25 protein-coding genes are annotated in these 25,860 nt (G+C 44.1%); 14 read left to right on the top strand and 11 right to left on the bottom strand.

Annotation, left to right across the window (positions count from 1 at the left end):
* Positions 1-292 precede the first annotated feature (292 nt).
* Positions 293-625 (top strand): DUF565 domain-containing protein, encoded by a 333-nt coding sequence (locus MAS10914_RS0116280; protein ID WP_026082595.1) that lies wholly within the window; start codon positions 293-295, stop codon positions 623-625.
* A 40-nt stretch (positions 626-665) separates the two neighbouring features.
* Complete coding sequence (locus MAS10914_RS0116275) at positions 666-1,487, top strand: hypothetical protein (protein WP_017317011.1); 822 nt, start codon at positions 666-668, stop codon at positions 1,485-1,487.
* Between the two features lie 328 nt (positions 1,488-1,815).
* Here the strand turns inward: MAS10914_RS0116275 and MAS10914_RS0116270 are convergent, their stop codons facing one another.
* Both MAS10914_RS0116270 and rimJ read right to left on the bottom strand, forming a co-directional pair.
* The gene (locus tag MAS10914_RS0116270) at positions 1,816-3,273 is read right to left on the bottom strand and encodes a protein adenylyltransferase SelO (RefSeq protein ID WP_017317010.1); all 1,458 of its coding nucleotides are present in this window, start codon (positions 3,271-3,273) and stop codon (positions 1,816-1,818) included.
* A 72-nt stretch (positions 3,274-3,345) separates the two neighbouring features.
* Complete coding sequence (gene rimJ / locus MAS10914_RS0116265; RefSeq protein WP_017317009.1) at positions 3,346-3,918, bottom strand: ribosomal protein S5-alanine N-acetyltransferase; 573 nt, start codon at positions 3,916-3,918, stop codon at positions 3,346-3,348.
* A gap of 139 nt (positions 3,919-4,057) precedes the next feature.
* Between rimJ and bioB the strand changes: the two genes are divergently transcribed.
* Positions 4,058-5,068, top strand: coding sequence for a biotin synthase BioB (gene bioB, locus MAS10914_RS0116260; protein ID WP_017317008.1), 1,011 nt, complete (start codon positions 4,058-4,060; stop codon positions 5,066-5,068).
* 135 nt (positions 5,069-5,203) lie between these two features.
* On the opposite strand, the gene petL is transcribed toward bioB, so the two are convergent.
* Positions 5,204-5,299: a cytochrome b6-f complex subunit PetL gene (gene petL / locus MAS10914_RS0116255; protein WP_017317007.1), complete on the bottom strand. Its 96-nt coding sequence runs from the start codon at positions 5,297-5,299 to the stop codon at positions 5,204-5,206.
* A gap of 169 nt (positions 5,300-5,468) precedes the next feature.
* Here petL and MAS10914_RS0116250 point away from each other — a divergent pair, with 169 nt between their 5' ends.
* From MAS10914_RS0116250 to MAS10914_RS0116240, 3 genes are all read left to right on the top strand, one after another.
* Entirely contained in the window at positions 5,469-5,849 is a 381-nt protein-coding gene (locus MAS10914_RS0116250) for a hypothetical protein (RefSeq protein WP_017317006.1), read from the top strand.
* Positions 5,850-6,037: 188 nt separating this feature from the next.
* Positions 6,038-7,129, top strand: coding sequence for a 3-dehydroquinate synthase (gene aroB / locus MAS10914_RS0116245; RefSeq protein ID WP_017317005.1), 1,092 nt, complete (start codon positions 6,038-6,040; stop codon positions 7,127-7,129).
* A 36-nt stretch (positions 7,130-7,165) separates the two neighbouring features.
* Positions 7,166-7,732: a Uma2 family endonuclease gene (locus MAS10914_RS0116240; protein WP_017317004.1), complete on the top strand. Its 567-nt coding sequence runs from the start codon at positions 7,166-7,168 to the stop codon at positions 7,730-7,732.
* A gap of 191 nt (positions 7,733-7,923) precedes the next feature.
* Here MAS10914_RS0116240 and MAS10914_RS0116235 read toward each other — a convergent pair whose 3' ends face one another.
* The 6 genes from MAS10914_RS0116235 to MAS10914_RS34995 form a co-directional block, all read right to left on the bottom strand.
* The gene (locus tag MAS10914_RS0116235; protein ID WP_017317003.1) at positions 7,924-8,496 is read right to left on the bottom strand and encodes a DUF3611 family protein; all 573 of its coding nucleotides are present in this window, start codon (positions 8,494-8,496) and stop codon (positions 7,924-7,926) included.
* A gap of 329 nt (positions 8,497-8,825) precedes the next feature.
* Positions 8,826-9,431: an exopolysaccharide biosynthesis protein gene (locus tag MAS10914_RS0116230; RefSeq protein WP_017317002.1), complete on the bottom strand. Its 606-nt coding sequence runs from the start codon at positions 9,429-9,431 to the stop codon at positions 8,826-8,828.
* A gap of 68 nt (positions 9,432-9,499) precedes the next feature.
* A complete protein-coding gene (locus MAS10914_RS0116225) occupies positions 9,500-10,378 on the bottom strand; it encodes a lipid kinase (RefSeq protein WP_017317001.1) in 879 nt (292 codons plus the stop codon).
* Positions 10,379-10,780: 402 nt separating this feature from the next.
* On the bottom strand, positions 10,781-11,122 hold the full coding sequence (locus tag MAS10914_RS0116220; RefSeq protein ID WP_017317000.1) for a cupin domain-containing protein: 342 nt from the start codon (positions 11,120-11,122) through the stop codon (positions 10,781-10,783).
* A complete protein-coding gene (locus MAS10914_RS0116215; RefSeq protein ID WP_017316999.1) occupies positions 11,119-14,010 on the bottom strand; it encodes a glycerol-3-phosphate acyltransferase in 2,892 nt (963 codons plus the stop codon). Before MAS10914_RS0116215 ends, MAS10914_RS0116220 begins: the two co-directional genes overlap by 4 nt.
* A gap of 302 nt (positions 14,011-14,312) precedes the next feature.
* Positions 14,313-14,453 carry a hypothetical protein gene (locus MAS10914_RS34995; protein ID WP_017316998.1) on the bottom strand — a complete coding sequence of 47 codons (141 nt, stop codon included), beginning with the start codon at positions 14,451-14,453 and terminating at the stop codon, positions 14,313-14,315.
* A 282-nt stretch (positions 14,454-14,735) separates the two neighbouring features.
* Here MAS10914_RS34995 and MAS10914_RS0116205 point away from each other — a divergent pair, with 282 nt between their 5' ends.
* Positions 14,736-15,692, top strand: coding sequence for an SGNH/GDSL hydrolase family protein (locus tag MAS10914_RS0116205; protein ID WP_017316997.1), 957 nt, complete (start codon positions 14,736-14,738; stop codon positions 15,690-15,692).
* 224 nt (positions 15,693-15,916) lie between these two features.
* Complete coding sequence (locus MAS10914_RS30310; RefSeq protein WP_017316996.1) at positions 15,917-16,672, top strand: pentapeptide repeat-containing protein; 756 nt, start codon at positions 15,917-15,919, stop codon at positions 16,670-16,672.
* A gap of 187 nt (positions 16,673-16,859) precedes the next feature.
* Here the strand turns inward: MAS10914_RS30310 and MAS10914_RS0116195 are convergent, their stop codons facing one another.
* Complete coding sequence (locus MAS10914_RS0116195) at positions 16,860-18,053, bottom strand: PstS family phosphate ABC transporter substrate-binding protein (RefSeq protein ID WP_017316995.1); 1,194 nt, start codon at positions 18,051-18,053, stop codon at positions 16,860-16,862.
* A 168-nt stretch (positions 18,054-18,221) separates the two neighbouring features.
* Here MAS10914_RS0116195 and MAS10914_RS34280 point away from each other — a divergent pair, with 168 nt between their 5' ends.
* From MAS10914_RS34280 to MAS10914_RS0116170, 4 genes are all read left to right on the top strand, one after another.
* Positions 18,222-18,362 carry a hypothetical protein gene (locus MAS10914_RS34280; protein ID WP_156818169.1) on the top strand — a complete coding sequence of 47 codons (141 nt, stop codon included), beginning with the start codon at positions 18,222-18,224 and terminating at the stop codon, positions 18,360-18,362.
* A gap of 274 nt (positions 18,363-18,636) precedes the next feature.
* Positions 18,637-19,182, top strand: a complete 546-nt coding sequence (locus MAS10914_RS0116185) for a pentapeptide repeat-containing protein (protein WP_017316993.1) — start codon at positions 18,637-18,639, stop codon at positions 19,180-19,182.
* Positions 19,183-19,725: 543 nt separating this feature from the next.
* Positions 19,726-21,309 (top strand): FAD-dependent oxidoreductase, encoded by a 1,584-nt coding sequence (locus MAS10914_RS0116180; protein ID WP_017316992.1) that lies wholly within the window; start codon positions 19,726-19,728, stop codon positions 21,307-21,309.
* A gap of 176 nt (positions 21,310-21,485) precedes the next feature.
* Positions 21,486-21,785, top strand: a complete 300-nt coding sequence (locus tag MAS10914_RS0116170; RefSeq protein ID WP_017316990.1) for a hypothetical protein — start codon at positions 21,486-21,488, stop codon at positions 21,783-21,785.
* A gap of 360 nt (positions 21,786-22,145) precedes the next feature.
* Here the strand turns inward: MAS10914_RS0116170 and shc are convergent, their stop codons facing one another.
* Positions 22,146-24,059 (bottom strand): squalene--hopene cyclase, encoded by a 1,914-nt coding sequence (shc, locus tag MAS10914_RS0116160; protein ID WP_026082593.1) that lies wholly within the window; start codon positions 24,057-24,059, stop codon positions 22,146-22,148.
* 108 nt (positions 24,060-24,167) lie between these two features.
* Here shc and MAS10914_RS0116155 point away from each other — a divergent pair, with 108 nt between their 5' ends.
* Complete coding sequence (locus MAS10914_RS0116155; protein ID WP_017316987.1) at positions 24,168-25,409, top strand: glycosyltransferase; 1,242 nt, start codon at positions 24,168-24,170, stop codon at positions 25,407-25,409.
* A gap of 179 nt (positions 25,410-25,588) precedes the next feature.
* Positions 25,589-25,843, top strand: a complete 255-nt coding sequence (locus MAS10914_RS0116150; RefSeq protein WP_017316986.1) for a hypothetical protein — start codon at positions 25,589-25,591, stop codon at positions 25,841-25,843.
* The last annotated feature ends 17 nt before the right edge of the window (positions 25,844-25,860 follow it).

Below are 25,860 nucleotides of genomic sequence, written 5' to 3'. Positions count from 1 at the left end.
TCGAGTTATGGTAAGGGCAATCTCAAGAAAGTTGCCTACCAAAGGCTCTCTGGGAACTAGTGCGTGAAATATATCATGTATGCTTCTTTAAGCAAAACAGCAATGTTGTTGCTTACAAAGAAGAAAAGTATAAATTTTGTAGGGTTGCTGAACACCCAAAAGATACCCACACTACTATTTAAGCAAGATTACACCAAAAAGGGGAGGTGGGTAAGAGAAATTCAAGTTTCAAATCCAAAATTCACAACGTATGGGCGCAATGCCTTTCCTAGTCATTTCGGAAGTCCCATTCATGCAAAACACACGTTTAAACAACTTATTCAATGCTATTGCATTACGCTTAAGGTTGTGGTTTTTCAATCCTTGGCGGCGATTTTCGGTTCTAGTAATTAGTTTTTTGCTCGGTTTTTTTCTAGGAAACGCAGTCTCCACCACAGCAGGACAAACTGCTGAATGGGACGTTGTTGTCGCTGCGACGTTAGTGGCGTTGACAGAAGTTGGCAATAGAATATTTTATGGTCGTAGTATACGAGAGCGACAAGCGCTTTGGGTAGAATCACTCAATATCCTCAAAATTGGTCTAACTTACAGCCTGTTTCTGGAAGCGTTCAAACTGGGTTCTTGAAGAAGATGGGGAAGTAAGGGGAGTGGGGAGAGAATAACTAATGACAAATGACAATGATTTCTGGCTATCTTTGGCAAGACAACTAGCATCTTATCGCCAACAGTTAAGGCGTCCTTTTATACAGGGTATTTTAGGGGGACAAGGAACAGGCAAAACGACAATGTGCGGCATTCTCTGCTTGATTCTCAAACAGTTAGGATATCGCACCGTCAGTCTATCTTTGGATGACTTGTATAAAACATACGATGAGCGCTTGGCATTAAAACAGCAAGACCCCCGCTTGATTTGGCGTGGTCCCCCAGGAACACACGATGTAGAACTGGGTTTAACTGTACTCCACCAAATCCGCGAGTGCCAAACGTCAGTAGCAATTCCCCGCTTTGATAAATCTCTCCACGCGGGTGCTGGTGATAGAACCACTCCGGAAATTGTAGAGAATGTGGATATTGTTTTGTTTGAAGGTTGGTTTGTGGGTGTACGACCAATTGACCCTGCGGCATTTGACACAGCGCCACCTCCAATTGTAACAGAAGAGGATAAGGCGTTTGCCCGTGAGATGAATAGCAAACTCAGCGACTATCTACCACTGTGGGAGATGTTGGATAGCTTAATTTTGCTGTATCCCACAGATTACCGCCTTTCCCTAGAGTGGCGCAAACAGGCGGAACGGCAAATGATTGCTGCTGGTAAACCAGGAATGAACGAACAACAGATAGAGCAATTTGTCAATTATTTCTGGCGTTCTTTGCACCCAGAATTGTTCATCAACCGCTTGGTAAAATCCCCTACATTTGTTGATTTAGTGATTTCGATTAATCCTGACCACTCGTTTGGTGCAGTGTATCAACCAAATAATGTTTAGATAAATTTTACTTCATTAGACTTCTTGCAAAAATACGATTTATGAATTTTTGAACCGCAGATGGACGCAGATGAACACAGATAAATGCCGGTATAGCCCAATACCGTTCAGATAAGACCAAAACAGTTATCAGCACGGCAATGTAGAGACGCGCCATGGCGCGTCTCTACACCTCACCGAATCTCACCAAAAATCCTTAACTGAACCGTATTGCGGTATAGCCTACGGCACGGCTTACGCCTACATCTGTGTCCATCTGTGGTTTATTTTCAAAAAATTGACTTTTGCAAGAGTTTTAATACTTGGGTATGCAACAAGTTAAATCTGACTATTTTCCCGACTGAATACGCTTAATTAACTCATAAAAAGGTTGCCAATTATCTTCCTGAGCAATAGATTCCCAAATTGATTCAATGACTGGTCTTAGTATCACACTTTTGGGATTGTAACGAGCTAGAGTTTGGGCAATGATGTTTATTTGCTCAAGGTCAAAATGATTTAATATTTTGTGGTAGGTGATACACAAATTATCAAAAATTTCTGATGTCCCTGATGCAGGTACAATATCAGAATCTGCCATAATCAAGCCTGGTTCATCTCGCCATTTCACGCTAAAGGTGCGAGCCATCTCGTAAAAGAACTCGTGATAACCAACTTGGCTATCTTGTAAAAACTGAATTGTTAGGTTTAAAAGTTCATCGGCTTCTGGATGTAGCAACTGCTCAAAACCTAACTTCTTCAACATCAAAGAGCGGTATTCGCTATGATAATGCTCATCAAATCTAGCTAATCCAGTCTGCATATCCGCTGGCTCAATAACAGCCTTTAGGGCGTCTTGGAGTGTTTCTAAATTCCACTTACAAATACCAGGTTGATGAGTATAGCTATAGCGTCCATAATAATCGAAATAGGCAGCGGTAAAGTAAGGCTGGTAACTGGGAATGAACGCATAGGGACCGTAGTCAAAACTCTCCCCTGTAATAGACATATTGTCTGTATTTAATACAGCATGACAAAAACCAGCTGCCATCCACTGCGCTACCAATTCTGCTGTCCGTTTGACTAAATCTGCGTAAAATAGAGCGTATTTATCTTTTTCACCAATTAAAGGTCGGTAATACTGCTCAATGACATGGTCTAATAGCTTTTGAGTCAAATCCGGACGGCGTAAGTAGTGCAGTCGTTCAAAAGTGCCAAACCGAATGTGCGATCGGCTCATCCTAACCATCACTGAGGAACGGGTGGGGGAGGGTTCATCACCTCGCCAAAGGGATAAGCCTGTTTCAATCATGCTCAAACACCGTGAAGTACGTACACCTAAGTGGTGTAGCATTTCTGCAGCGAGAACTTCTCGTACTCCGCCCTTAAGTGTTAGTATACCATCGCCACCACGAGAGTAAGGAGTTTTACCGGAACCTTTGGTGCCAAAGTCGTATAGTTCGCCATCAGTACCGCGTACTTGTCCGTAAAGAAAGCCTCTGCCATCACCTAAAAAAGGGTTATATTCTCCAAATTGATAGCCGTGATAACGTAGTGCCAAAAGTGGTTTTCGTCCCTCAAATTTGCCAAAGGCTGAGATGAAGTGTTCGTCTTTTACGAATTCCGAGTTTAGTCCTAATTTGGGTAGAAGTGCATCGTTACGCCAGCGCAAAATATGTTGAGGAAATTCTGCTGCGACAACTTCATCGTAGTACTCGTCGCCTAGGGATTCAAGGGCACCTTCGTAGCTGAGGTTGAGAAAAGGATTGGTAGAATTCGTGTTGTTTGAAGTTTCAGCCAAAGCCATCAGATTTATCCAAAATTATTGTAGAGTGTAATCTTGTTAGGATTTAAATCCTTGAATGAGATGTGTAAAAGCTTATAGGTTTACCCGCCAGTTAGGGTTGGTCATACTTGTAAGGATGTGATCTTGCCATTTTCCATTAATTAACAGGTAGTCCCTGGCATACCCTTCGACAACAAATCCTAACCTTTTCAGGACATTGCCGCTGCGTTGGTTGTGAGGCATATAATTTGCCATAATTCGGTGCATGTTTAATTCTTGAAATACATACTGAATAGCCGCTTGCAGTGCTTCTGTCATATAACCTTTTCCTTGTTCAACCTCTGCAAGACCGTATCCTACATTACAGTACTGAGCGGCACTTCTGACAAAATTAGAAAAGTTGATAAGTCCAATAATTATTTTTTGACTATTTTTAGAAAAAATAAATAATCTTAATGATATATCGTTAATAAATTCTAAATAGTTATTCTCTACCTGATTCTGCCAATACTCTTGAGTGAAGAAGTTATCAGACCAAGGAGGAGAGAATGGAGTGAGATATGTTTTGTTTTCAGCATAAAATGTGAGGATTGCAGGTATATCCTCCTTGCTTGCTAGTCTTAAGAACAGACGTTCTGTTGTAATATGTGGCAGTTCCAATTCCATATACTACTAATATTTTCTCCCAAAGCTATTACCCACTTTTCATAATTTAGCAGCAGTGAGGGTTGATGTATTATCAACATGGATTAGTTAATACGTGAGGAAGAGCTAAAATTATGCAAAAACCTTACAAAGGATAGAGATGACAGTAGTAATACGGTACGATTGGCAAGAATCAGAAATACGTGAAATATATGATACACCTCTGCTAGAGCTTATCTATCAATCTGCTAGCGTGCATCGCCAATACCACGACCCTCGAAAAATACAGGTTTGTAAACTGATATCTATTAAAACAGGGGGTTGTCCAGAAGATTGTAGCTACTGTGCCCAATCCTCCCGCTACAAAACAGAGGTTAAAGCACAAGCACTCTTAGAAAAAGAAACAGTCGTCAGCATTGCCCAACAAGCTAAAGAAAGCGGTGTGAGTCGTGTCTGCATGGGCGCTGCGTGGCGAGAGGTGCGCGACAACTCCCAATTTGAGCAAGTGTTGGAAATGGTCAAAGAGGTGACAGCATTAGGATTAGAGGTCTGCTGCACTTTAGGTATGCTAACTCAATCACAAGCCAAGCGCTTGGAAGAAGCAGGGCTTTACGCCTACAACCATAACTTGGATACCTCAGAGGACTACTACAGCACTATCATTACAACCAGGACTTATGGCGATCGCCTCAACACGATTAACAATGTCCGGCAGACTAATGTGACCGTCTGTTCTGGTGGTATACTCGGCTTGGGCGAAAGTGTGGATGACCGCGTGTCTATGTTGCACACTCTGGCAACCCTACATCCACATCCAGAATCAGTGCCAATCAATATTCTCTCGCAAGTTCAGGGCACACCTTTGGAAAATCAGCCCGATGTCCCCATTTGGGATGTGGTGCGAATGATTGCCACAGCACGTATTTTAATGCCTGCGTCTGATGTTCGTCTAAGCGCAGGTAGAGCTAGACTTTCGCAATTAGAGCAAGCTTTATGCTTCTTAGCGGGAGCCAATTCCATCTTTTCCAGTGACAATGGGCATATGTTAACGGTGACGACTCCCTGTCCTGCATACGATGCTGACAGTCAAATGCTGAATTTACTCGGTCTAGAGGTGCGTTCTCCTTTTGTAGGTCAACATAAAGCCTCTAAGGAAACCGTGGTTCGATGAACATCTCACGCCAAGACTGGCAACGGATGATAAAACGGATCTAACGGATTTATCTGTCAAAACAAATCATTCGTTCTATCCTTCAGCTCATCCTTTGCCCGCTTTGTGCCTTGGCGTGAGACTCCAAAAAATCAATTAAATCAGCTTAATAGCACGCAAACCGAAAAGCAACCCAACAGCGATACCAAAGAACAGACCCAAGAAGACTAAGTAAGCTATTACACCAAACATTGCAGTTTCTCCATAATGGTTTATCAATATTATTGAATCATTTAGAGATGAAGCGCTCAATAAAAATATTCCTTGAACTTTCTTGAGTTACCCTATAACAAGGGAAGACTTATAGTTAGAATAGTCCATATTTCTTGTGAAAGTAACAATTGAATAGCAACTTTAGGATATGAAATACGCTCTTATTGCTAGTGCTTTGATGCTTGTCAGTGGGTTAGGGTTTGAAACTGGGATTGTTATCGCTCAAACAACTAGTAAACCCTCCGCCACATTAACACCAACACAAACGACGGTCGCTAACTTCCAAACGGAAAACTATAGTGTTAGGGTGTTTCGCCAAGGCAGCCAAACGCGGATGAATCTCTTTGATAAGAGAACAAACAAGCTGCAATTGAACGCTGCCCCCGTTCAAGTTGAACGCGGCGGTCAACAGACAAATTATACCACATCTGAGGGTGAACGCTTATTCCGCATCTCTGTTGACCAAGCTGGTAACAGGTCAGTTGAAATTAACGGTCCTGGTCAAGTTATTCAGGAGATGACGAATTAATTTGAGTTAGGGGTTAGGGGTTTCAGGGATAAAAAATATCCCTGAAACCCATACAACGCAGAGACCTTGCGCCTCTAGACCCTGAACGCAGCTTAGAAAAGTTAAACCACAAAGCGTTGTGCATTTGGGCATGGGGAGTGCTAATGCTGTAGAATACAGCCGTCGGGCGCTAGGAAAGGGATTTGGTGATGGCTTCTATTATTAACGTAAATCTACCACAACAGTCTTATGAGATTGCAAACGCTCCAGGTGGTATAGATCAACTGGGCGAGATGATGAGCAATTTGAAGCTGGGCAAGAAAGTACTCCTGGTTTCTAACCCGACTGTTTTTAAACAATATGGCGAAAGGGCAGTTGCATCTTTGGAAGCTGCTGGGTTTAAAGTGACAAATTGCACACTCCCACCAGGTGAACGCTACAAAACCCTCAGTTCTGTGCAAAAAATCTATGATACCGCGCTAGAAAACCGTATAGAACGCTCCTCGACAATGGTAGCTTTGGGGGGAGGTGTCATTGGGGATATGACTGGCTTTGCCGCTGCCACTTGGCTACGGGGGATTAACTTTGTACAAGTGCCAACCTCACTCTTGGCAATGGTGGATGCAGCAATAGGTGGCAAAACTGGTGTCAATCATCCCCAAGGTAAAAACTTGATTGGGGCGTTTCATCAGCCACGCTTGGTTTTAATTGACCAACAGGTGCTGAAAACTTTGCCAATGCGTGAGTTCCGTGCCGGAATGGCAGAAGTCATTAAGTACGGGGTGATTTGGGATGCTCAATTATTTGCCGAGATGGAACAGAGTAAACGCTTGGATCAACTACGCTATGTAAAAGCTGAGTTGATTGAATCTATACTTCAGCGTTCTTGTCAAGCAAAAGCTGATGTCGTGGGCAAAGATGAGAAAGAAGCCGGACTGCGGGCGATTCTCAACTACGGTCACACCATCGGGCATGCAGTCGAAAGTTTGACGGGTTATCGAGTCGTGAATCATGGCGAAGCAGTCGCCATTGGCATGGTTGCAGCAGGGCAGATTGCAGTGAAACTGGGGATGTGGCAAAAGGAAGAGACTGAACGTCAAGACGCCCTCATTCAAAAAGCTGGTTTACCAACTCAGTTACCGTCTGGCGTGGATATTGAAGCAATTATCGAGGCTTTGCAAGTAGACAAGAAAGTTCAAGCAGGTAAAGTCATGTTTATTCTACCTACACAAATTGGTGTGGTGACGATTACCGACCAAGTGCCATCAGATACCATCCGACAGGTGTTGCAGGGAATGTAATTTAAAATTAAGAAGAGCCGCCACCCAACCTGCGCCATGATACTTCAGGTAAACAATCCACTGACCTTGCAACAGTTTCTGAATCTTCCCCTAGGCGAGGGAGATATCACCTACGAACTTGTTGATGGTCAGGCAATTCCTAAGATGTCACCAAAAAAATTCCACTCTAAGCTTACCCGCGCTCTTCTCTATTTAATTGAGCAATGGTGTGAAGGCAAAGGTGAAGTTTGTCCAGAATTGGCTATTGCATTAACCCGTCGGGGGCGAGATTGGGTGCCTACACCTGATATTTTATACATCTCTAATGAACGTTTACCTGCCGACTGGGAACAAGACGGAGCGTGTTCTGTTCCCCCCGATTTGGTCATTGAGATTATTTCACCAGGACAAACCTTTGGACAAATGACTGCTAAAGCAAAAGATTATTTAGACGCCCAGGTGCTGCGGGTTTGGGTGGTAGATTCTAAAGCCAGAAGCATTACTGTTTTTTACCCAGATGCAGCACCCCAGACTCACATGGGAGAACAACTACTTACAGATTCCCTGTTTAAGGGACTGGAATTGACTGCGGAGCAGGTGTTTCAAAAGGCGAAAATACCATAAACGCGCAACAGAAAACCTTAAACAAAATAGTCTCCCCCTGCTCCCCTTGCTTTTGTTATTCTTCCGGATATGGAGGGGGTAATGTTGGATAAAGAGATGGTAGATGCACCCTAATTGCCCCCCTCAGTCTGTGGCTGGGGGTTTTTTCTTATGAGGAGTGTAGGGGGGGCAAAACAATTCAAAATTATTTACTATTGATCTAACCAGTTAAGCAGCCCAAGTGAAGTAGCGCCTCCTACAAGGTGAGCGCCAATCAAATTGACGTTTGCCAAAACTACAAAAAGATCTAGGGAACGAATGACATTTTCAGGCCTATAGACTGCCACTCCTTGAGGCAGAGCTAGAGATTTTGATAGTACAGCAATAACGGTCACTTCAGATGCTAAAAAAGCTAACAATAGCCCTATCAAACTGACGATTAATCCAATTTGTAATGCTTGAATTACGTCCTCTTTCCTTGGATGTAATTCACGGTTAGGAGACTGTAAAAGTTTGTCTAAACGCCTGTAGCGGTTGACCCAATAGACCCTGAAACACAGCACTAAAATTCCAATAATACCTAAAAAAACGCCAAATCCCATAACCGAATTCGTCGTTGTTTGGACAGTGGAATTACGGCTAAATATAGCCAACGCCAAAGCCAAGCCAGAAACAGCGCCTAGTGCTAACTGTACCCAGAAGCTAATCGGTCTTACTACATGAAAAGTAGCTGCAAATCGTTGTTTAGTCGGTGCAGGTAAGTAGGAATTTAAGTCATTTGACATATTCGTTCTCCTTAAGCCTGATAAACTATCTTTTGATTTTTGAAAAACTCTTACTTCAGTAATTTTGGGCTTGGCATAGCGCCTTAAGTAGTTAACAATTGTCTACTTTATGGCACTAAAATTAGGATGCGATCGCTCTACTTTTTTGTCCCGAAGGCTCCGTGCGCTAGCAAAGTAAAGCCACAAAAATTCCAGGGAGCTCCTTTAGCATATTTGTTGCGCTATCGACAATTATGCCTAATTGAATAGCAAAAAACCAGTGGGGGTTTTGCTTCCGTCAACTAAGATCTGTAGTCTTGATGGCGAGTTTAATGATAGTAGGGCGTTTTTTATTGGAAAACTTTTGGCAATAAACTGGGAGACATCCACAAAGCATAAAAGATGAATCCAAATAGTAAAGTCGTCAAAACCGTGAAAACGTAAGCAACGCACATCAACAAACCATCAGATTCTATAGTGGCTACTGCCAAAAGTAATATTCCCACTGGAGGAATGGGATTGGTAAGAGGAATTGGTGAAATGAGCAAAATTGCCAACCAAGAGATACAAAGACCATTGATTCGCCAAGTCAAAGGATTTTCTGCTATTTTTGCCCATCGGGGACGAGTGATTTTTTCTAAAATTCTGGTTACTCGTTGTAGGTTTTTTAAAATTATTTCGGTAAAAGAACGGGGAAATTTGTATGTAGCAATTTTTTTAGGGAGCCAAGGCGATCGCCTTCCCATAGCCATCTGAACTGACAAGATCAAGCAAGCACCACCAAATGGTCCAGTTAATCCAGGTGGTACAGGAAACAAAAATGGCAAAACCAATAATGTAATCACCAAGCTAAAACCCCGTTCTGAGGTTTCTGCCAAAATATTGCCCAGACTCAATGGCTGTTGGGCTAACCTTTGTAGCAGGAACTTAATATCTTGGGAAAATTTTAGATGCATTGTGATGATGAATGATGAAATGTCCTATTTTCTAACTTACTCATTCATCACTCATAGTTCATTATTGATCATTCATTTGATGGTACCAACACACTTAAAGCATTGGGGATAACGCGGAAGTGAGCAGGGGTGTAGGTCGTAATTTCACCATCTGTATTGATGGGGCGTGGTTTGCGTGTAAAAATCTCAATTTCTTGACCACTGAGGGCGCGGACACCTCGCCAATGAATGTGTCGTCCTTGTCGCATGGCAGGTAATACGAGTATAATTTGCCACCAATGTTTAATTTCCAAGCTGTATAGATCTAACCTTTGGTCATCAATTGTGGCATCATGTACCACAGCCATACCACCGCCGTAGTACCGACCATTACCTACGGCAATTTGCACCGTTTTCACCGAAATGGATTTGCCGTTCATAGAAATTTCGGCGCTAAAAGGTCGAGATTCCCAAATCACTTGCAATGCAGTGATAGCGTAAGCCAATATTCCCCAACGACGCTTGGTTTCTTTCGTGAGTCGCTGCGTAATTTTCGCACTCAGCCCACAGCTTGCTACGTTGAAAAAGTGCTTACCGTTCACCCAACCCAAATCAATACGTCGTACCTCACCATTGGCAATAATTTTGCAAGCCTCGGGTAAAGAGTTGGGAATTCCTAGAGTCCTAGCTAAGTCGTTGGCGGTTCCCAGAGGGAGAATTCCTAAGGTTAACTGCGTTTCTACCAAAGCATCCACCGCAGCATTCAGGGTACCATCGCCACCGCCAACAATGACTAAGTCAACTTCGTGCTCGTAGCGTTTGATGATTTCATCTAAGTGCTGTGGTTGTTCAGTGTACTCTTCAATCAAATTCAAGCCTAGTTGCTTAAGACAGCGAATCGCTTCGGGTAAGCGCTTTTGTCCTTGACGGGCTTGACGATTAACTAACAGCAGTGCGCGGTGTGTCATTGGCTGGATTTTTTATAGTAAAAACCTCGAATGATCTATTTCTGACATACAGGCTGCTGGGAATTTCCTCAATTTTGTATTTATTGACTAAATTTTTATATTCTGACAATAGATTTTTAGCTACTGGGATATTGTAAAAACGTTGACCGAACAAAGAACTCAGGACTCAGGACTCAGTAGTCAGAATAATAAAAGGATGCTTGCCCCGCGCATTCATTTATGGAATGAAGAAAAAGAAATGTTTATGCCTATGTCCTTTGGACACACTTCGTAAAGGGCACCCTAGGCGTTGGCGGAGCCTGCGCTTTGCGCTCACCAGACACGTAGTGCGAAGGGGTAGACAACAACGGGATGTCCTGTGAGACTCAAGGGCACTGAGATATCTTGCCAGTATCTTGATGCTTATTTTTCGACTCGTAATCCAAAATAAGTCAGAACCAACTCAGTTGAACCGTTATTAACAACTTCATGAAACTCTCCTGGTTCAACCGCTACACAGTTCCCTGGTATCAAGGGATACTCTTTACCATCAACGTGAATGACACCAGAACCAGATTCAACAAAGAAAACTTCGCACATATCTTGATGAACGTGGGCTGGTGCTGTTTGTCCAGGGGCAAAACGTGACTGAGAAAAGTTAGTCAGGTGAGGCAAATCGCCAAAGCGCAGCATCACCTTTTTCTTAATTTCAGGGTTATGAGAAACTGGCTCAAGAGCCAAGTCATTTAGGGAAGTGAGTTTCATTCTGGTCTCAAGTCAGGTCTTAAGTCGTTAGATATTTCCACAATACCCCTATACCCATCAATCCGCACCCTCTGACCATCTTGCAACATCCATGTAGCGCTTTTAACATCCATGATGGCAGGAATACCATACTCACGAGCTATGATTGCCCCGTGAGAAAGTCGTCCACCTGCCTCAGCAATCAGTCCTCCAGCACGAACAAGTAGAGGTGCCCAACCAGAATCTGTGTAAGGTACCACCAGAATTGTGTCTTTGTCAATATCTGGAACTGCTTGTAAATTTCGCAACACCTTCACCCGTCCTTCCGCTTGTCCAGGGCTGGCGGGAATGCCTTGCAACACATGGTCAGGTGAGGCGATCGCAGTTCGCAAAGGCAATGCCGGGGGATTATTCCCGTAAACTAAAAGAGGTACTGGATTAAGTTGACCATTTTGCGCAAGTTGTGTGCGCCTCAGTTGCACTAAATCTTGCAACTGTTCGACAAAATCTGGCTCAAAACTTTCAACAAGACGCCGCACTTCCTCAAACTCCAAGAAAAATATATCTCCTGGCTGTTCGAGCAAGCCAGACTTTAACCAAACCACTTCCAACGCCACAAAACACCAGCGTAACTCAGCTAAGAGTCGAGAATAAATCTCGGTAACTCGCCCTTTAAGATTCACACGCCTTTGGACAAAACCTCTCTTCTTCTTAGCTTGGCACTCTTGGTTTCTTGGCGGCTCGTTTGTCTGCATGAACTGCACAAACAACTGCTTAATCGCCTGTGGTTCTTCTTTCCAGGTGGGAACAGCAATATCAGTTCCTACTTCGCTCAAATAACCGTAACGCTGAAGCAATTTGTCGAACTTGTCCAGAATCTCTTGTCCTTCAGGAGTTTGTGCTAACTGCTCAAACGCCTTATCTGGGTTAAACTCAGGTAAGACCTGCCTCGCATTGATGGCTAAATCTTGAATCTCTCGCAACGACGACACCTCTGGCGTCCGACTGTTATCAATCTCCCCATCCTTTACCCGAAAAATTGCTTGCCGCAACGCCGCACTCAACGGAGCTAATATGCTGTAGTATGTCGCACGGCGAAGCAACTCCAGAATAAAGTCAACTCTTGCCAACAGCCTTACTGGGTCAAGGTCTTCTACGAATTCTTGACCTAACTCAGACAAAGCCGGAACAAACCGCCTGCGATTATCCCAGTTAAAATCCATTAATAAACAAAATTCCCGTACCAGCAAACGTAGCAGTCCAGGGAAATTCCGCAACGTCGTATCTAAGGGAGGCTTACTCATTTTTGCTCCCCTAGTTAAAAACTCCAAACTTTCAGGTGGTAAACCCATGCGGCGGAAAATTTCCCCCAACAGGGAAGCATTAAAGTAGGCTCTGGAATAGTGCAGTGTCGCCGTTTGGTTAAAATCTAGCCCAACAGCGCGTTCACCCAGCACTAAAGCAAAAATTCCTCCCCAAACGCCACAAGTTAAGGGACGATTAATCGACCAAGTTAACGGGCGAATGAGTCCGGGGATCACCTCTGCGGCAATTTTGCGCGTCCATATGGGCAGTAAGGTGGTTATGGGTCGAGTTTGCAATACCCAAAGAGTTTGACCGTCGTATGTCCACTCGATGTCTTGAGGAATGCCGTGGTAACGTTCTTCGAGATGGCGAGATAGGTATGCCACTTGCTTGATTAATGCTGCTGGTACGTTCCCTTGTCCCTCCAATTGTATAGAAGTGAAATTATCTGTCTCAACGACATAGGCGCGATATTCTTCAGGTGTCACTCTTCCGGAAACAACACCAGTGGCGTTTCCTGGTAAAGCTTCTATGACTACAGCATCACCTTGTTTGGTGATGGGATCGCGAGTAAAAGCAACACCAGAATAAACACCTTGGACTTGTTGTTGAACCAGTACTGCCATTGCTGCTTCTAGTACCCCACGATCACGTCGGTACTGCACTGCAGTTGGACTATCATAGGAAGCTCGACATCGGGCGATCGCTTCTCGCAAAGACTGTTTGCTTGTCACATTCAAAACCGTTTCATACTGTCCTGCAGCGGAAGCAAGTTCAGTGTCTTCTCCAATTGCCGAGGAACGCACCACAAACGGCAATAACTCTGACGGCTGAAGCATTTCTATCAACGCTTCGGGGTCTTCGTACGGAGCAATAATCCACCCCTTTGGCACCGAATAGCCCCATCGCTTAATTTCGGCTAATCGAGCTGCCTTTTGCCCTACAAAAGCAGCGTCCAACTCGTCATCTAGAGTGAGAGTGTCTTGAGCGCCACGAAAAAATTTAAACGCTGCTTGTGACTCTGGTTGTGCTTCTTCAATAGAAAGATTCAGGTCGTCAGGAATTTGTTTGTAAATCCAGCCAAGTAACGCAGCAAGAGCAACAGCAGCCATAATTCTGGCTGGCTCCTCAGCATGCAGGAGCGCTACAATCAGCGGAAATAAAACTAAAACTCCAAATTTTGCCAGTTGCCTAGAGCGCAGAATCGTAAAACTAGCTCCTGCTAGCAAGAATACAAAGACTGCCGCTAGTGGATCGTGTACGGTAAATCCCCAGACAACGTTAGTCGTGCCGGCTCCTCTGCCCGCTGAGTATCGTCCTACTACTAAGGTAATTAGAGCAATCAATTCCCAAGCTGATTCCTCTCCAAATAAAGTACGGGTGAGCAAGACTGCGGCAATCCCCTTCAGGGCTTCTGAGAAAACTGCCAGAATTCCTACCAGCGTACCGCCGTGGTAAAAAGCAGATGAAACACCGATGTTGCCTGTACCAATTTGTGCTAGCTGCCGTCCTGTCATTGCTTGGGTGATCCAAGCGATCACTGGTAGCGCACCCAACAAAGGGCAGACAACGAAAACAATGACAATACCCCAGAGTTCAAGCATTTTCGCTTTTTGATTTTAGATTTATTTTCAATCTAAAATCTCAAATCTTAAATCTAAAAATTATTATTATCTTCATTACAGCATTATTATGGACACTTGGCTGTGACGGAAACCGTCATCGCCAGTGTCCTACCCTACTTGCTCAAGTATGTTGTACTTAGCTTTTGGGTACTAAATAAAATTTATAGCTTGTGTCATACCTAAGCAAAACACTCGCGCTTATTCAAATAAGCGTAGGCTTGTACTCAGAATGACGTTTATGGTACATTCAGTTCCCTGAATTTAGGATTTCCATCATCCGATTAGTGAACTGCATAGGCTGCTTGCAGCGCCCAAATAATCAGAGCAACAATTGACCCTAAAAGCAGCACAGAGGAGATGGTAACTACTTTTGGGGAATCAGCGCCCTCAAATTTCATAATTCCTCGGTTTAAGTCGGACATAGCTTTGTAATCCTCCTTTGTTACAGTGCTAGTCTGTCCGTCTTGATTTTAGTCTTTTCGTTCCCATTCAAGATGAAATTATTCATAACATTTTGTTTAAGCTTTGCAACATTGACATTGTTATAAGTACTTATACCAGCGTACTTATCTATCTTTTATACAATTTATATATGAGATTGCCTCTATAGAAAGGTATAACTTAAAACGTTAGAACGTTATAATTGTTAAAATTTTTAAGAAAAATTAATTTGAGGGTGTTGGACGGTGAAAGTGGCGCTAATCATGAGTGTGTTGGTAGTGATCGGATTGTTTGTAGTGATAGAAGTGGGATTGCGATCGCTGTTCGGGTTTGGCAATCCTTTAACATATATTCCAGACCAGCAGATTGGTTATTTGTTAGCCCCTAACCAACAGACTCGTCGCTTTGGTCATCGGATTGAGATTAATGAGTATTCGATGCGAGGTGAACCGATACAAAAGACTCCTTCACCCTCTACACTGCGGGTGCTACTTCTGGGAGATTCTATTGCAAATGGCGGCTGGTGGACAGACCAAGATAATACGATTTCTAGCTTGATGAGGCGCTCCTTAGCCTCAGCAGTTGTTAGTCATTTCCAACAAGTAGAAGTGCTGAATGCTTCAGCCAACTCTTGGGGACCTAGAAATGAATTAGCCTACTTACAGAAGTTTGGCAATTTCAACGCCCAAGCAGTCGTGCTACTCATTAATACCGATGATTTGTTTGCTACGGCTCCCACCTCTTCACCCGTAGGACGCGATCGCAACTATCCAGACAAGAAACCGCCTTTAGCATTGGTGGAAGTATTCCAACGTTACGTGTTAAAGCCGACACCAATACCAGAAATAGAAGCAGTGCATCATGAAGGGGGCGATAGAGTTGGTTTTAATTTAGAAGCAATCGTTAACATCCAAATGCTTGCGCGTCAAGCCAATTGTCAATTCCTTCTCGTCATGACTCCCTTACTACGAGAAATTGGTGAGCCTGAACCCCGCGATTACGAAATCAAAGCACGTCAACGGCTGACTGAATTTTGTCAAGTGCAGGCAATAACTTATCTAGATTTTCTACCAATATTTAACTCACAGCAAAACCCCAAAGCCTTGTATCAAGACCATATTCACCTCAATTTACAGGGGAATCAGTTGGTGAGTCAGGTGATTTCGCGATCGCTCGTTACAGCGCTTGGCTTTGCCCAACCCTTGATCCAAAGCAACTAGTGGTTTACCAAACAAAGTGTGCGGGGTTCGTAGTAAGCGATTTATCGCTTTTTCAGGACTAAAGTCCTGACTACAAACTAGGCAAAGTTGCTGTGGCGGACTACTAGGCTTGTCATCAGTTATTAATATTTGGCAAAAGAATAACAACGAATGATAGATATGGCGCTAGCTAAATATCTCGTAGAGTCATAGAGGAATATATCTAAGTCGGTCAAAGTTGCGCTATGGCTGAAGCATCTCCCCAAGAACTTCAAAATCGGAACCAGCGTGTTGACAAAGGAAAAACTGATAACTTGTCTGCTGAAGACTTTGCAGGAGCAGACCTCAGGGGGGCAAACCTCAGCGGTATTAACCTATTTAATGCTAACTTTAGTGATGCCAATCTCAACGATGCCAACCTTGACAGTACCAATCTCAGTAATGCCAAACTTGGAGGTGCTAACCTCATTGGTGCTAACCTAAACGGTACCAACTTCAGCGGTGCATATCTAAGTCGTGCTAACCTTAGCGGGGCAACCCTCAGCAAAGCTGACCTCAGCCTTGCTAACCTTAGTGGGGCAACCCTCAGCGGTGCTAACCTCAGCAGTGCTAACCTGAGTGGGGCATATTTGAGCCTTGCCAACCTTAGCAAAGCCAACCTCAAAGGTGCTGACCTCAGCGGTGCTAACCTTGGTAAAGCCGACCTCAAAGGTGCTGACCTCAGCGGTGCTAACCTCAGCCTTGCCAATCTCGACGGTGCTAACCTCAAAGGTGCGAATCTCAATGGTGCCCATCTTGGCGGTATTAAGCTCAGTGGGGCAAACCTCAGCGGTGCTAACCTCAGCGATGCTAACCTTAAACTTTCCAACCTCAACGGTGCTAACCTGAGTAATGCTGATCTCCGCAGTGCCAACCTCAGCAATGCCTATCTGAGTTTTGCTAACCTCTACGGTGCTAAAATTAACGATTCAACAAAACTTGATCATAAGAATTTAGGGTAAGAGTGAGTATTTAAGATGAGTAAAAAGCGATGTCTCAGCAGGCATTGCTGCGTGTCTTATTAACGTGAGTTTGACAGAGCTTTGGAAGACTGATTTTATCGTGCTGCGCTGTAAGCTGTATCTGTGATGATTTCCTTGGCAGACTCTTTTCATCGAACTTGCGTTCAGTGAAGAATGGTTCATATTCTCAACGCAAGGGAACGAGTCCTGCCTTTTCGACAATCTGCTGACCTTCTTTAGACAGTAACATATTGGCATAGGCTTCCCCAGCAGCTTCGTCGATTGTGCCGTCCTCGCGAACGATAACAAACAGACGCCGGGAGAGGGGGTAAGAGGCATCCCTGATTGCGGCAGTATTAAGCCGCTTGTTATCTTCTATGAAGGGCGGCACATATTCTTTGGAGTTAGCTTTAGCAACAGCAAGGGGGCGGACTGTTCCTTGACCCACAATTGGTCCACTTCCTCCAAAGAAAATCCCCCCTGGTGTCGAGGAAACCTGACGAATAGCCTCAGTGTAATTGTGCGTGAACTGTACCCTGGAACTAATTTGCCCAACTTCTTTCTCCAGAAGCTGATTCAATAAATTGCTAGCTTTAGGGTCTCTGGCGAAAGGTACGATTGGCAGATCCGGTCCTCCCACCTGCTTCCAGTTAGTGAGTTTTCCCTTATATATGTCTTGGAGTTGCTCAACTGAAAGTCCAGGAATGGAGATATCTGGATGGCTACAGAAGACAAGCGCATCCAAAGCCACTGGGATTTGCTTTAGCTTAAAGCCCCGTTGTTCAGCCTTGCGATAAAATTCATCTTTGAGAGATGATCCTTGCTGAGTAAAGCTCAGTTGACCATCAAGTAGCAGAACTATTGCCTTTTTGCTACCTACTTGATTGTCTTTTGGTTCGGTGTAGCGGAGGCGAAAATTAGGATGAACTGCCGAGATGGCTTCGTTTAACCCGTGAGCCGTTAGCGCTGCAAAGGTGGCACTAACACCGTAGTTAAATGTACCTTCCGGCACGTTCGGTACCTCTTTTATAGAATTGTAGAGTTTGACCTCAGGAGAGATATTCTGACTCCTGTCACTAGAATTGGCAACTCCAATCTCATTGGACTTGTTCAGACTGCTGACAGTTACGAACGCACAGTAGATTAACCAACTCACAAACAGAAACACCAGAACAGAAAGAAGCCGAATTGTCCAAGGTGTCAACAGCAAATCGTCCAAAGATTTAGGCTTAGGTTTGGTCACCTCGTTGCTGTTTTGTATCAGAGAAACATTCAGGGATTTACCGCACTTTTGACAGCGTTTAGCCGTAGTAGGATTTGTCTGGTAGCCGCAATGGTTACATTTTATATGCTTTTGATTCTTCAATTTGTCAGGATTCATCTTATTCTCCCAAGGTATGTGTTTGCACTTACGGTATTGCACCCTGGAGATTTCTGTTATGTTGTCAAAATCCGTTAGTAGATACTAAGTACATTTATCAAAGCATGACCGTTTATGCAATACAATCGCAGGAAGTAGGCAAAGCCCATTGCCCAAGGGGCGGCTCCTGTGGAGCATCGCCTCTGGCGGGGCAAAGCCCATCGCCCAAGGGGCGGCTCCCTCTGGGAGCATCGCCTCTGGCGGGCACTCCGTAAGCGCAAGCCCAAACTACCTGTTGAGCGCAGGACTTACGGCGTAGCTATGTCGTAGGCTTAGGGCATGGGACATAGGGCAATCGCATTGCAATGTGTTCAACTTTTTGATTAATTGGCTTGCTTGGATAGTTGCCTATTACTCATTAAGTATATTTCCGTTAAGGAAATGCTCCAAAAAATAGAAGCTCTATCAAAATAAAAAGAATATTCCAAGCGATAGCTAAAATTGTAGTTACTAGTAACTCAAGAATAATCTTGAATGTGGTTTGAGTGAAGTGGAACTTAATAAAAAGACTTTCTGACCTGTAAAACATTGCGAGGCGGATAATATGGACATTAACCAACTCCTGAGTGGATATGCAGCAGGAGAACGGGATTTTAATGGAGCTAATTTACATCAAGCTAACCTGAGTGATGCTGACTTGAGTGGTGCAAATTTAGGTGGAGCAGATTTAAGTGGAGCTAACCTCACTCAGGTAAATTTGAGTGGATGCGATTTAAGCCGTGCAAACCTGACAGATGCAGATTTAAGTCGCGCAAACCTCACGGGTGCTAACTTGAGTGAGATAAACTTGATCGGTGCAGACCTAATTAATGTCAATCTGGAGAAAACAAACCTGAGTCGTGCAGATTTGCGGAGTGCAAATTTAGTTCGGGCAAACCTAGTTGCGGCAAACCTCTCTGAAGCAGACCTCAGTGGAGCAGATTTAAGTGGAGCCAATCTTCGTCAGGCAAATTTGATTGGTAGCAACTTGAATGAAGCAGAACTTGGAGGCGCTGATTTCACAGGAGCAACCATAACTGAAAACGAAGTGAGTGAGGCGGTACATACAGGCTCATCCCATAAATGGGTAACTTGGGCTGGTGGTTGCTAAATAGTTTGGCATGAAGAATATCACAGACAAAAATGACTTGTCTGTGCATGGCACATACTAAATTAAACAAGTCAAAAGTTGAAGGTCAAAACAATGTTTTCCTCTTGGCTTTTGACTTTTGAGTTTTTAGATTTGCCCTTTCAAGTGACATCTGGTAAATGCGCTTCGTCATAAGACTTCTTGCAAAAGTCCAAAAAAAAGAATAATTAACCACAGATGGACACAGATAATTTATCTGCGTTTATCTGCGGTTCTAAATATCCATGAATCATAATTTTGCAAGAAGTCTAATGAGAATTATCATAAAAATTCAAAAAAATTAAACTGATGCACATTAAATTGGCAAACAGCTTGCTGGCAGGATGATTGCGGGAACAGGCTTTGCCAATGCGTGAATTTTGAATGGCTTACAATGTGGTGACAGTAGTGCTGGCGTTCCAGTGATTCAAAAAGTACCCGTCAGGGTATCTATTCATTTCTGGAATGACAGAACTTAATATTGTTGATTTTATTTAGAGAATTAAGAGTCAAGCAGAAAATCCAATGTCTGAAGTCAGGGTTCTTTCCATAGTTCGCACCTACGACATTATTTGCTTCGGAGACGAAGTTCCCGGTGTTCTCGCTCTAGTTTGTGCAGCGCGGGAATACTTCCGCCAGACGAATCAATACCCACGGACTTTGCTACTGTTTAAAGGAAGTTCTAAATTAGGCATCGGGGGTCATTTAGTGCGCGGTAGGTTGTCTTATCTTGACCGCTCTACAGTTCCTCTTGCCATTCGTCAATCTCGTAATTTGGACACTTTTGGTGACTCACCGGCTATTTACAAGGAATTTCTGCAACGAGCTGGAGTAGCGCAAATTGCTCTTGACCCAGTTAAGGCTGATACTGCTTTACGAGAGATGTTACGCGAGGTGCGTGCAGATATTCTTGGCGATATTGAAATTAAGTCCGTTATCAAGGAAAGCCAGAAAATCACTGGTATTGAACTGACTAAAGATGAAACCTATCTCGGCAAACAGTTTATTGACTGCACGGTGAATGCAGAATTGGCGCAAGCGGCTGGAGTAAAAAAACTTAAGGGGTTTGAGACGTTTGGTTTACCTGACTCGGAACTGGCAGTGACCCTAGTCTTTGAAACTCATGGGCTGAGTATTGATAGACTTAAAAATGTAGAGTATCAATATCTCAAACGCTTCACCAAAACAGCAGATACCGAAGCTCAGAAATGGTTAAATTTTGCCGCAGGAGGAGATCCAGCAAGAGCAGATCAGCTCAGGAAAAACCTAGTTGATTCTAATGGCAATTTGAAAACAATGTTTGTAGGCAAAGACTACATCGACGTTCGCAGCAAAGCTCTTTCTATCGCCTACCACGCTTTCCGAGGGACTCCCTTATCCTTTGAGTCTAGTCGTGCCATCCTTGACAACGGTAATATAGCGATTTTGTCTCAGGGGAGGTTGTCTTGGAATGCATTGTTGTTTGCAGTCAATGCTGACCAAGCGGAAGCTCTAGCACGCGCCAAAGCCAAGCCAACACTAGAAATGTTGCATGAGATAGTGTTTGTGAGAAAATGGTTTGAAAGCATTGGCGCGAGGGAGGTGAAGCCCGCACACGAACTGTATATACGCCATGCAGGCAATATTGTAGGAGCTGTTGACCCCCTCAGTGGTTCTAAGATGCTAACGGGCGGCGTACCAGCAAGTGAAGCTTTGGGAAGCTTTGGATACCATTTCGATATCCGTGGTGGAATCAAAGGTTTAGATACAAGAGCTGCTGAGAAAGGTTTTAACAATCTTGCATTTCTCAACCCACCACTGTTCAACATTGGCATCCAGCACGCCATTATCAAAGATGTACCTAACTTGGCAGTTATCAGTCCAGCTTCTGGATTTGTTGGCTATGCCTCTTCTGCCGGGAGAATTGTAGAATTCAACTGTGGTGTTGGACAGGGAGTAGGAATTGCAGCGGGAATTGCACTTGCTCAAGGGCGTAACCTCGCAGACATTTCTAACACACCGGTACGAACCATCTTGGCACAAACAAAAAGACTGCCTCAAATCTATGGTACGAGCAATGTAGCACTAGCGAGTCAGCTAGGGGATTTTGAGAATCAAATGATTGCGTGAACTCGCTGCCGAATAAGCTGTATTCTGCCTCAACAAACATTGTAAAATTATGAAGTTCACATCAATAGCGCAGCAATGTATACAGCCTCTCTAGAGGAACTGAGCAACAACTATGCTCGCCAAGCCCCAGAGCTATTATGCCAAGCATCCCCAACCAAAGCAGCAGATATAACACAATGACTAGGGAAACTGCTCACCAAATCTATAGTCGCTTATTGCGTCAACAGTTTGAACACTCTGAATCAGATGATACTACCAAATTGGCCGATTGCCACTACCAGCAAGAGGGTAAAGCTGATCGCGATAACTACAATGCCATTATTACTCTCATAGCAGGCTTTATCCTCATGTTGCTCGTGAGCTTGATTGCTTGTATTTTCTTCCCGGCTCCAAGCACACAAGACTATACTAGTACCAGTACTTGGGATGTTACACCTGTTATTACACCTGTACAAGTCATGATGGGATTTAACTGAATGGCACTTTGAGCATATTTGAAAAGCTGCTCCATAATTCAAATTTAGTCATCTTAGAAGAATTTCTCCTATGTAAGAAAAGGGAAATTTGGCTTCCCTTTGGGGCAAAAAAGTTTTTCCGCTTCCCTCTCCTTTTAGGACTTGCATTACCCACATTTTTCTCCAACAATGGGATTGCCTTCAGCACTGTTGCTTGCCTCATCACGCAGTAATGGGATTCTAAATCCCTAATTCTTTCGTTGAAATTCTCAAGAAATTATGTTGAATGAGAAGAGCTAGAAATACTGCAATCAAGTTCTAGCAAACCTTTTAACAGATGTGGATAATAACAAGCCCTTGTAAGCGTGGGTATGTCAATTATTACAAAAAGTCTGATAGTGCTTGATACTTACCCAAGGCTAATAAAGGAAAGTACTGTTGATAAAGGTGATACTTTAGATAAAAATGACCAGGAAAGCCAGTGCCTGTAAAATCTGCTTCGTACCAAGTGCCATCAGACTGCTGAGTTTCTAACAAGTAGCCAATTCCCCGTTCAATGGCAAGTTTCGCAAACTTGCCAGTTACTTGACCTGCTGCCATTAAGCCTAGTATTGCCCAAGCCGTTTGAGAGGCAGTACTACGACCTTGTCCTTTAAGAGTTGGGTCATCGTAGCTGCGGCAAGTCTCGCCCCATCCACCATCTGGGTTTTGACATCCAACTAACCAAGCAGCACCCTGTTCTATACTGAGTCCCGTCTTTTTTGGAGTTACTAAGGACAGGGCGCAAAGAACTCCACTGGTGCCATAAATGTAATTTACTCCCCAGCGACCAAACCAACAACCCTCAGTTTCTTGCTCATGCATGAGATAGCTAATTGCCCGCTCAAGGTTGCGTGTATCAATTAACAGATTGCAGCTACCCAGCATTTCTAAAACCCTAGCAGTGACATCAGCCGTGTTGGGGTCAATCATGGCTTTGAGGTCCCCATAGGGGATCAGGTTAAGCCAGTCCTGATTATTGTCCATATCAAATGCTGCCCAACCACCGGGCTGACACTGCATAGATGCAATCCAGTTTACAGCACGAGCGATCGCCGCCTGCTTGAGTTTTTCATTGGGCAGTTTCACTTCATTTAAAGCCATGACGACAACAGCAGTGTCATCTACATCTGGATAAAAGCGGTTGTCAAACTCAAACGCCCATGCTCCTGGTTTTCCTTGTCGATTTTTAATAGCCCAATCACCGTAGTCCAGAATCTGCTTGCTTAACAACCATTCTCCAGCCCTGACCACAGCCGGATGATCCGCTGCCAAGCCGGAAACGACTAAAGCTCGCATTGCCCAAGCAGTATCCCATACAGGGGAAATACAAGGCTGTATTCTGTAGCTATCCGCAGTTTCAATCGCAAAATTGTCAACTGCCCGCAGTCCTCGTTCTATAATAGGGTCGGCTGCGTCATAACCCAGAGCGCGCAAAGCTAGCAGTGAATTTAGCATAGCGGGAATAATACCACCCCAGTCGCCTGTTGCTTCTTGCCGCTCTAACACCCATCGCTCGGCAGCTTGAAGACCTTCTTCACGCAAAGGAACTAAATTCAGAGTTTCTGCTAACTTAAAGGCATTATCAAGGGCGATGAATAAATCTGTCCAATCGCCTTGGCGAGACAATTCATAGCGAAGCTCGACACCTTCAGCATACAGTTCGTCTAAGGTGATGGCTGGGTCAGTCAGAAAGACCGGTTTGCGGTCAATAACAATCAGCAGCGGGACTGTGCTAGACCTTGCCCAGCTAGACATTTCGTAGATGTTAAATAAAAAATTCGAGGGCAACAACATCACCCAAGGCGGTAGAGAAGGAATACCGCGCCAGTTGTAGCAACCAATGAGTGCTAGGTGTAATTTGGTAAAAATGCGGGTCTTACTGATACCACCGCGTTCTAGGATGAACTTCCGCGCCTTGACCATTGCCGGATCTGTTTGCGCTACACCCAGCAGCTTCAGCGCCATGTATGCTTCAACCGAACAACTAAGCTCTCCTCCATCCCCATAGAAAAGTTCCCAGCCCCCGTGTTCCCGTTGTTGAGAACGCAGATATGCTTCAACTTTGTGCAATGGTCTTTCTCGGTCTGTTCCCCAAATTTTATGGAGGAGGACAACCTCCGCAGTTATGGTAACATTCGATTCCAACTCCGCCCACCAGTAGCCACCAGGATATTGAATAGAAAGAAGATAGTTTTGGCTCTTGGCGATCGCATCTTTGACACGGTAAACTGCCACCTGGTCTTGAATTTGCATAGTTTTCCGTTGCTCCTCAACCACGTCTGCTTCTGTATGCAGGCAAATTTTTTTCCTATCATAAGGTGTCATTGTAATGTGTTTTTTAAATGGAAAGATCAAAACACAATGAGCAGTGAAATAGGACTATGGCTTTGCGTTCTATCCTTGGCAATTTGGGTAATATTACTGGGGTTTTGGGGTCAGTTTTGGCGCTGCGACCAAAAATTAACCACACAGGAAACAGATTTACCAATGTTAAGCCCCATTTGTGCTATAATACCAGCCAGAAATGAAGCCGATTTGCTGCCAGTCACTTTGCGATCGCTTCTCAGCCAAGACTATCCTGGTAGTTTCACCGTCATTTTGGTAGACGACAGCAGTACAGATGGCACAGCAAACGTTGCCCGTAATGTTGCCCAGCAATTAGACAAAAGCCAGCAATTACACGTCCTTTGTGGGGAACCTTTGCCTCCTGGTTGGACAGGCAAGTTATGGGCCCTACATCAAGGTATTCAATATGCACAGACCCTAACACCGTCACCAGACTATTTTCTCCTGACGGATGCTGATATTGAACATGATGGTCTGAATCTTCGCTGTTTGCTAGCAAAGGCTCAACAAGAGGATTTGGATCTCGTTTCTTTAATGGTGCAACTCAGGTGTGAGAGTTTTTGGGAAAAACTCCTCATTCCAGCTTTTGTCTTTTTCTTTCAAAAACTCTATCCCTTCCGCTGGGTGAACAACCCTAAAAAGACAACTGCCGCTGCTGCTGGAGGGTATATCCTAATTCGTAGAGCAGCTCTTGTTCGTATCGGCGGGATTCAAGTTGTTCGGCAAGCATTAATTGACGACTGTGCCCTAGCTCAAGCGGTCAAATCAGCAAGGAGAGTCGAGGGAGCGGAAGATACGGAGAGGGAAAAACTCCCCATCTCTCCTACTCTCTCTTCTAAAAAAGGACACATCTGGCTCGGACTCAGTCCTTTAACTAAAAGCCTACGTCCTTATGCTTCTCTGGCTGCCATTTGGGAAATGGTTGCCCGTACTGCTTTTACCCAACTCAACTATTCTCCATTGCTTCTGTTAGGAACTTTGTTCGGCATGACATTGGTTTACTTAGTTCCTCCCATAAGTGCAATTGTAGGCGGTTTGACGCTTAATTGGGTTCTCGCGGCTACAGGCTTATCTGGATGGCTACTGATGACAATTGTTTACTTACCTACTGTCCGATTTTATACGTCTTCTCCTTGGTTAGCCTGCTGCTTGCCGCTCATTGCCTTTGTGTATACTCTGATGACTCTAGACTCTGCTTTGCGTCATTGGCAGGGGCGAGGTGGTGCTTGGAAAGGACGGGTCTATTCTAGGGGATAAGCAGGGTGATTTCATACGCCTGCTAAACGACGGTGTCAAAAGTCATAGTTAATCTAATGACATTAGTCAGGGGTAGTTTTGGGAGCTAAGAACCATGTGGTAAGCACTAGCAGACTCCTATGATTTGAGTATGAAACCACTCGAGAAATTCAGTGTCCTTCAATTACAGGAGAATAGAAATGAAATTTCAACTCAAGAGAATCTTAACAGGCGCAATTGGCTTAACAGTATGTCTTGCTAGTGCAAGTATATTTACTAGCCCAGTGTTAGCTCAAGAACATCTTCCACAAAAAAGACCATTTCCAGTGATTGCTGAAGCACCAGCACCAAAACCAGTCATTCGACGAGGTCACAAAGCCCCAAAACCAGTTATTCGGAGGGGTCACAAAGCACAACCAGCACCAAAGCCACCAATTCGACGAGTTGGTTACTAATGAGGGATTGAAAACCG

It is taken from the genome of Mastigocladopsis repens PCC 10914, assembly GCF_000315565.1.
Lineage (GTDB): Bacteria > Cyanobacteriota > Cyanobacteriia > Cyanobacteriales > Nostocaceae > Mastigocladopsis > Mastigocladopsis repens.
Note: the sequence above shows the minus strand (reverse complement) of the source record. Positions and strands in the feature narration are given on the sequence as shown.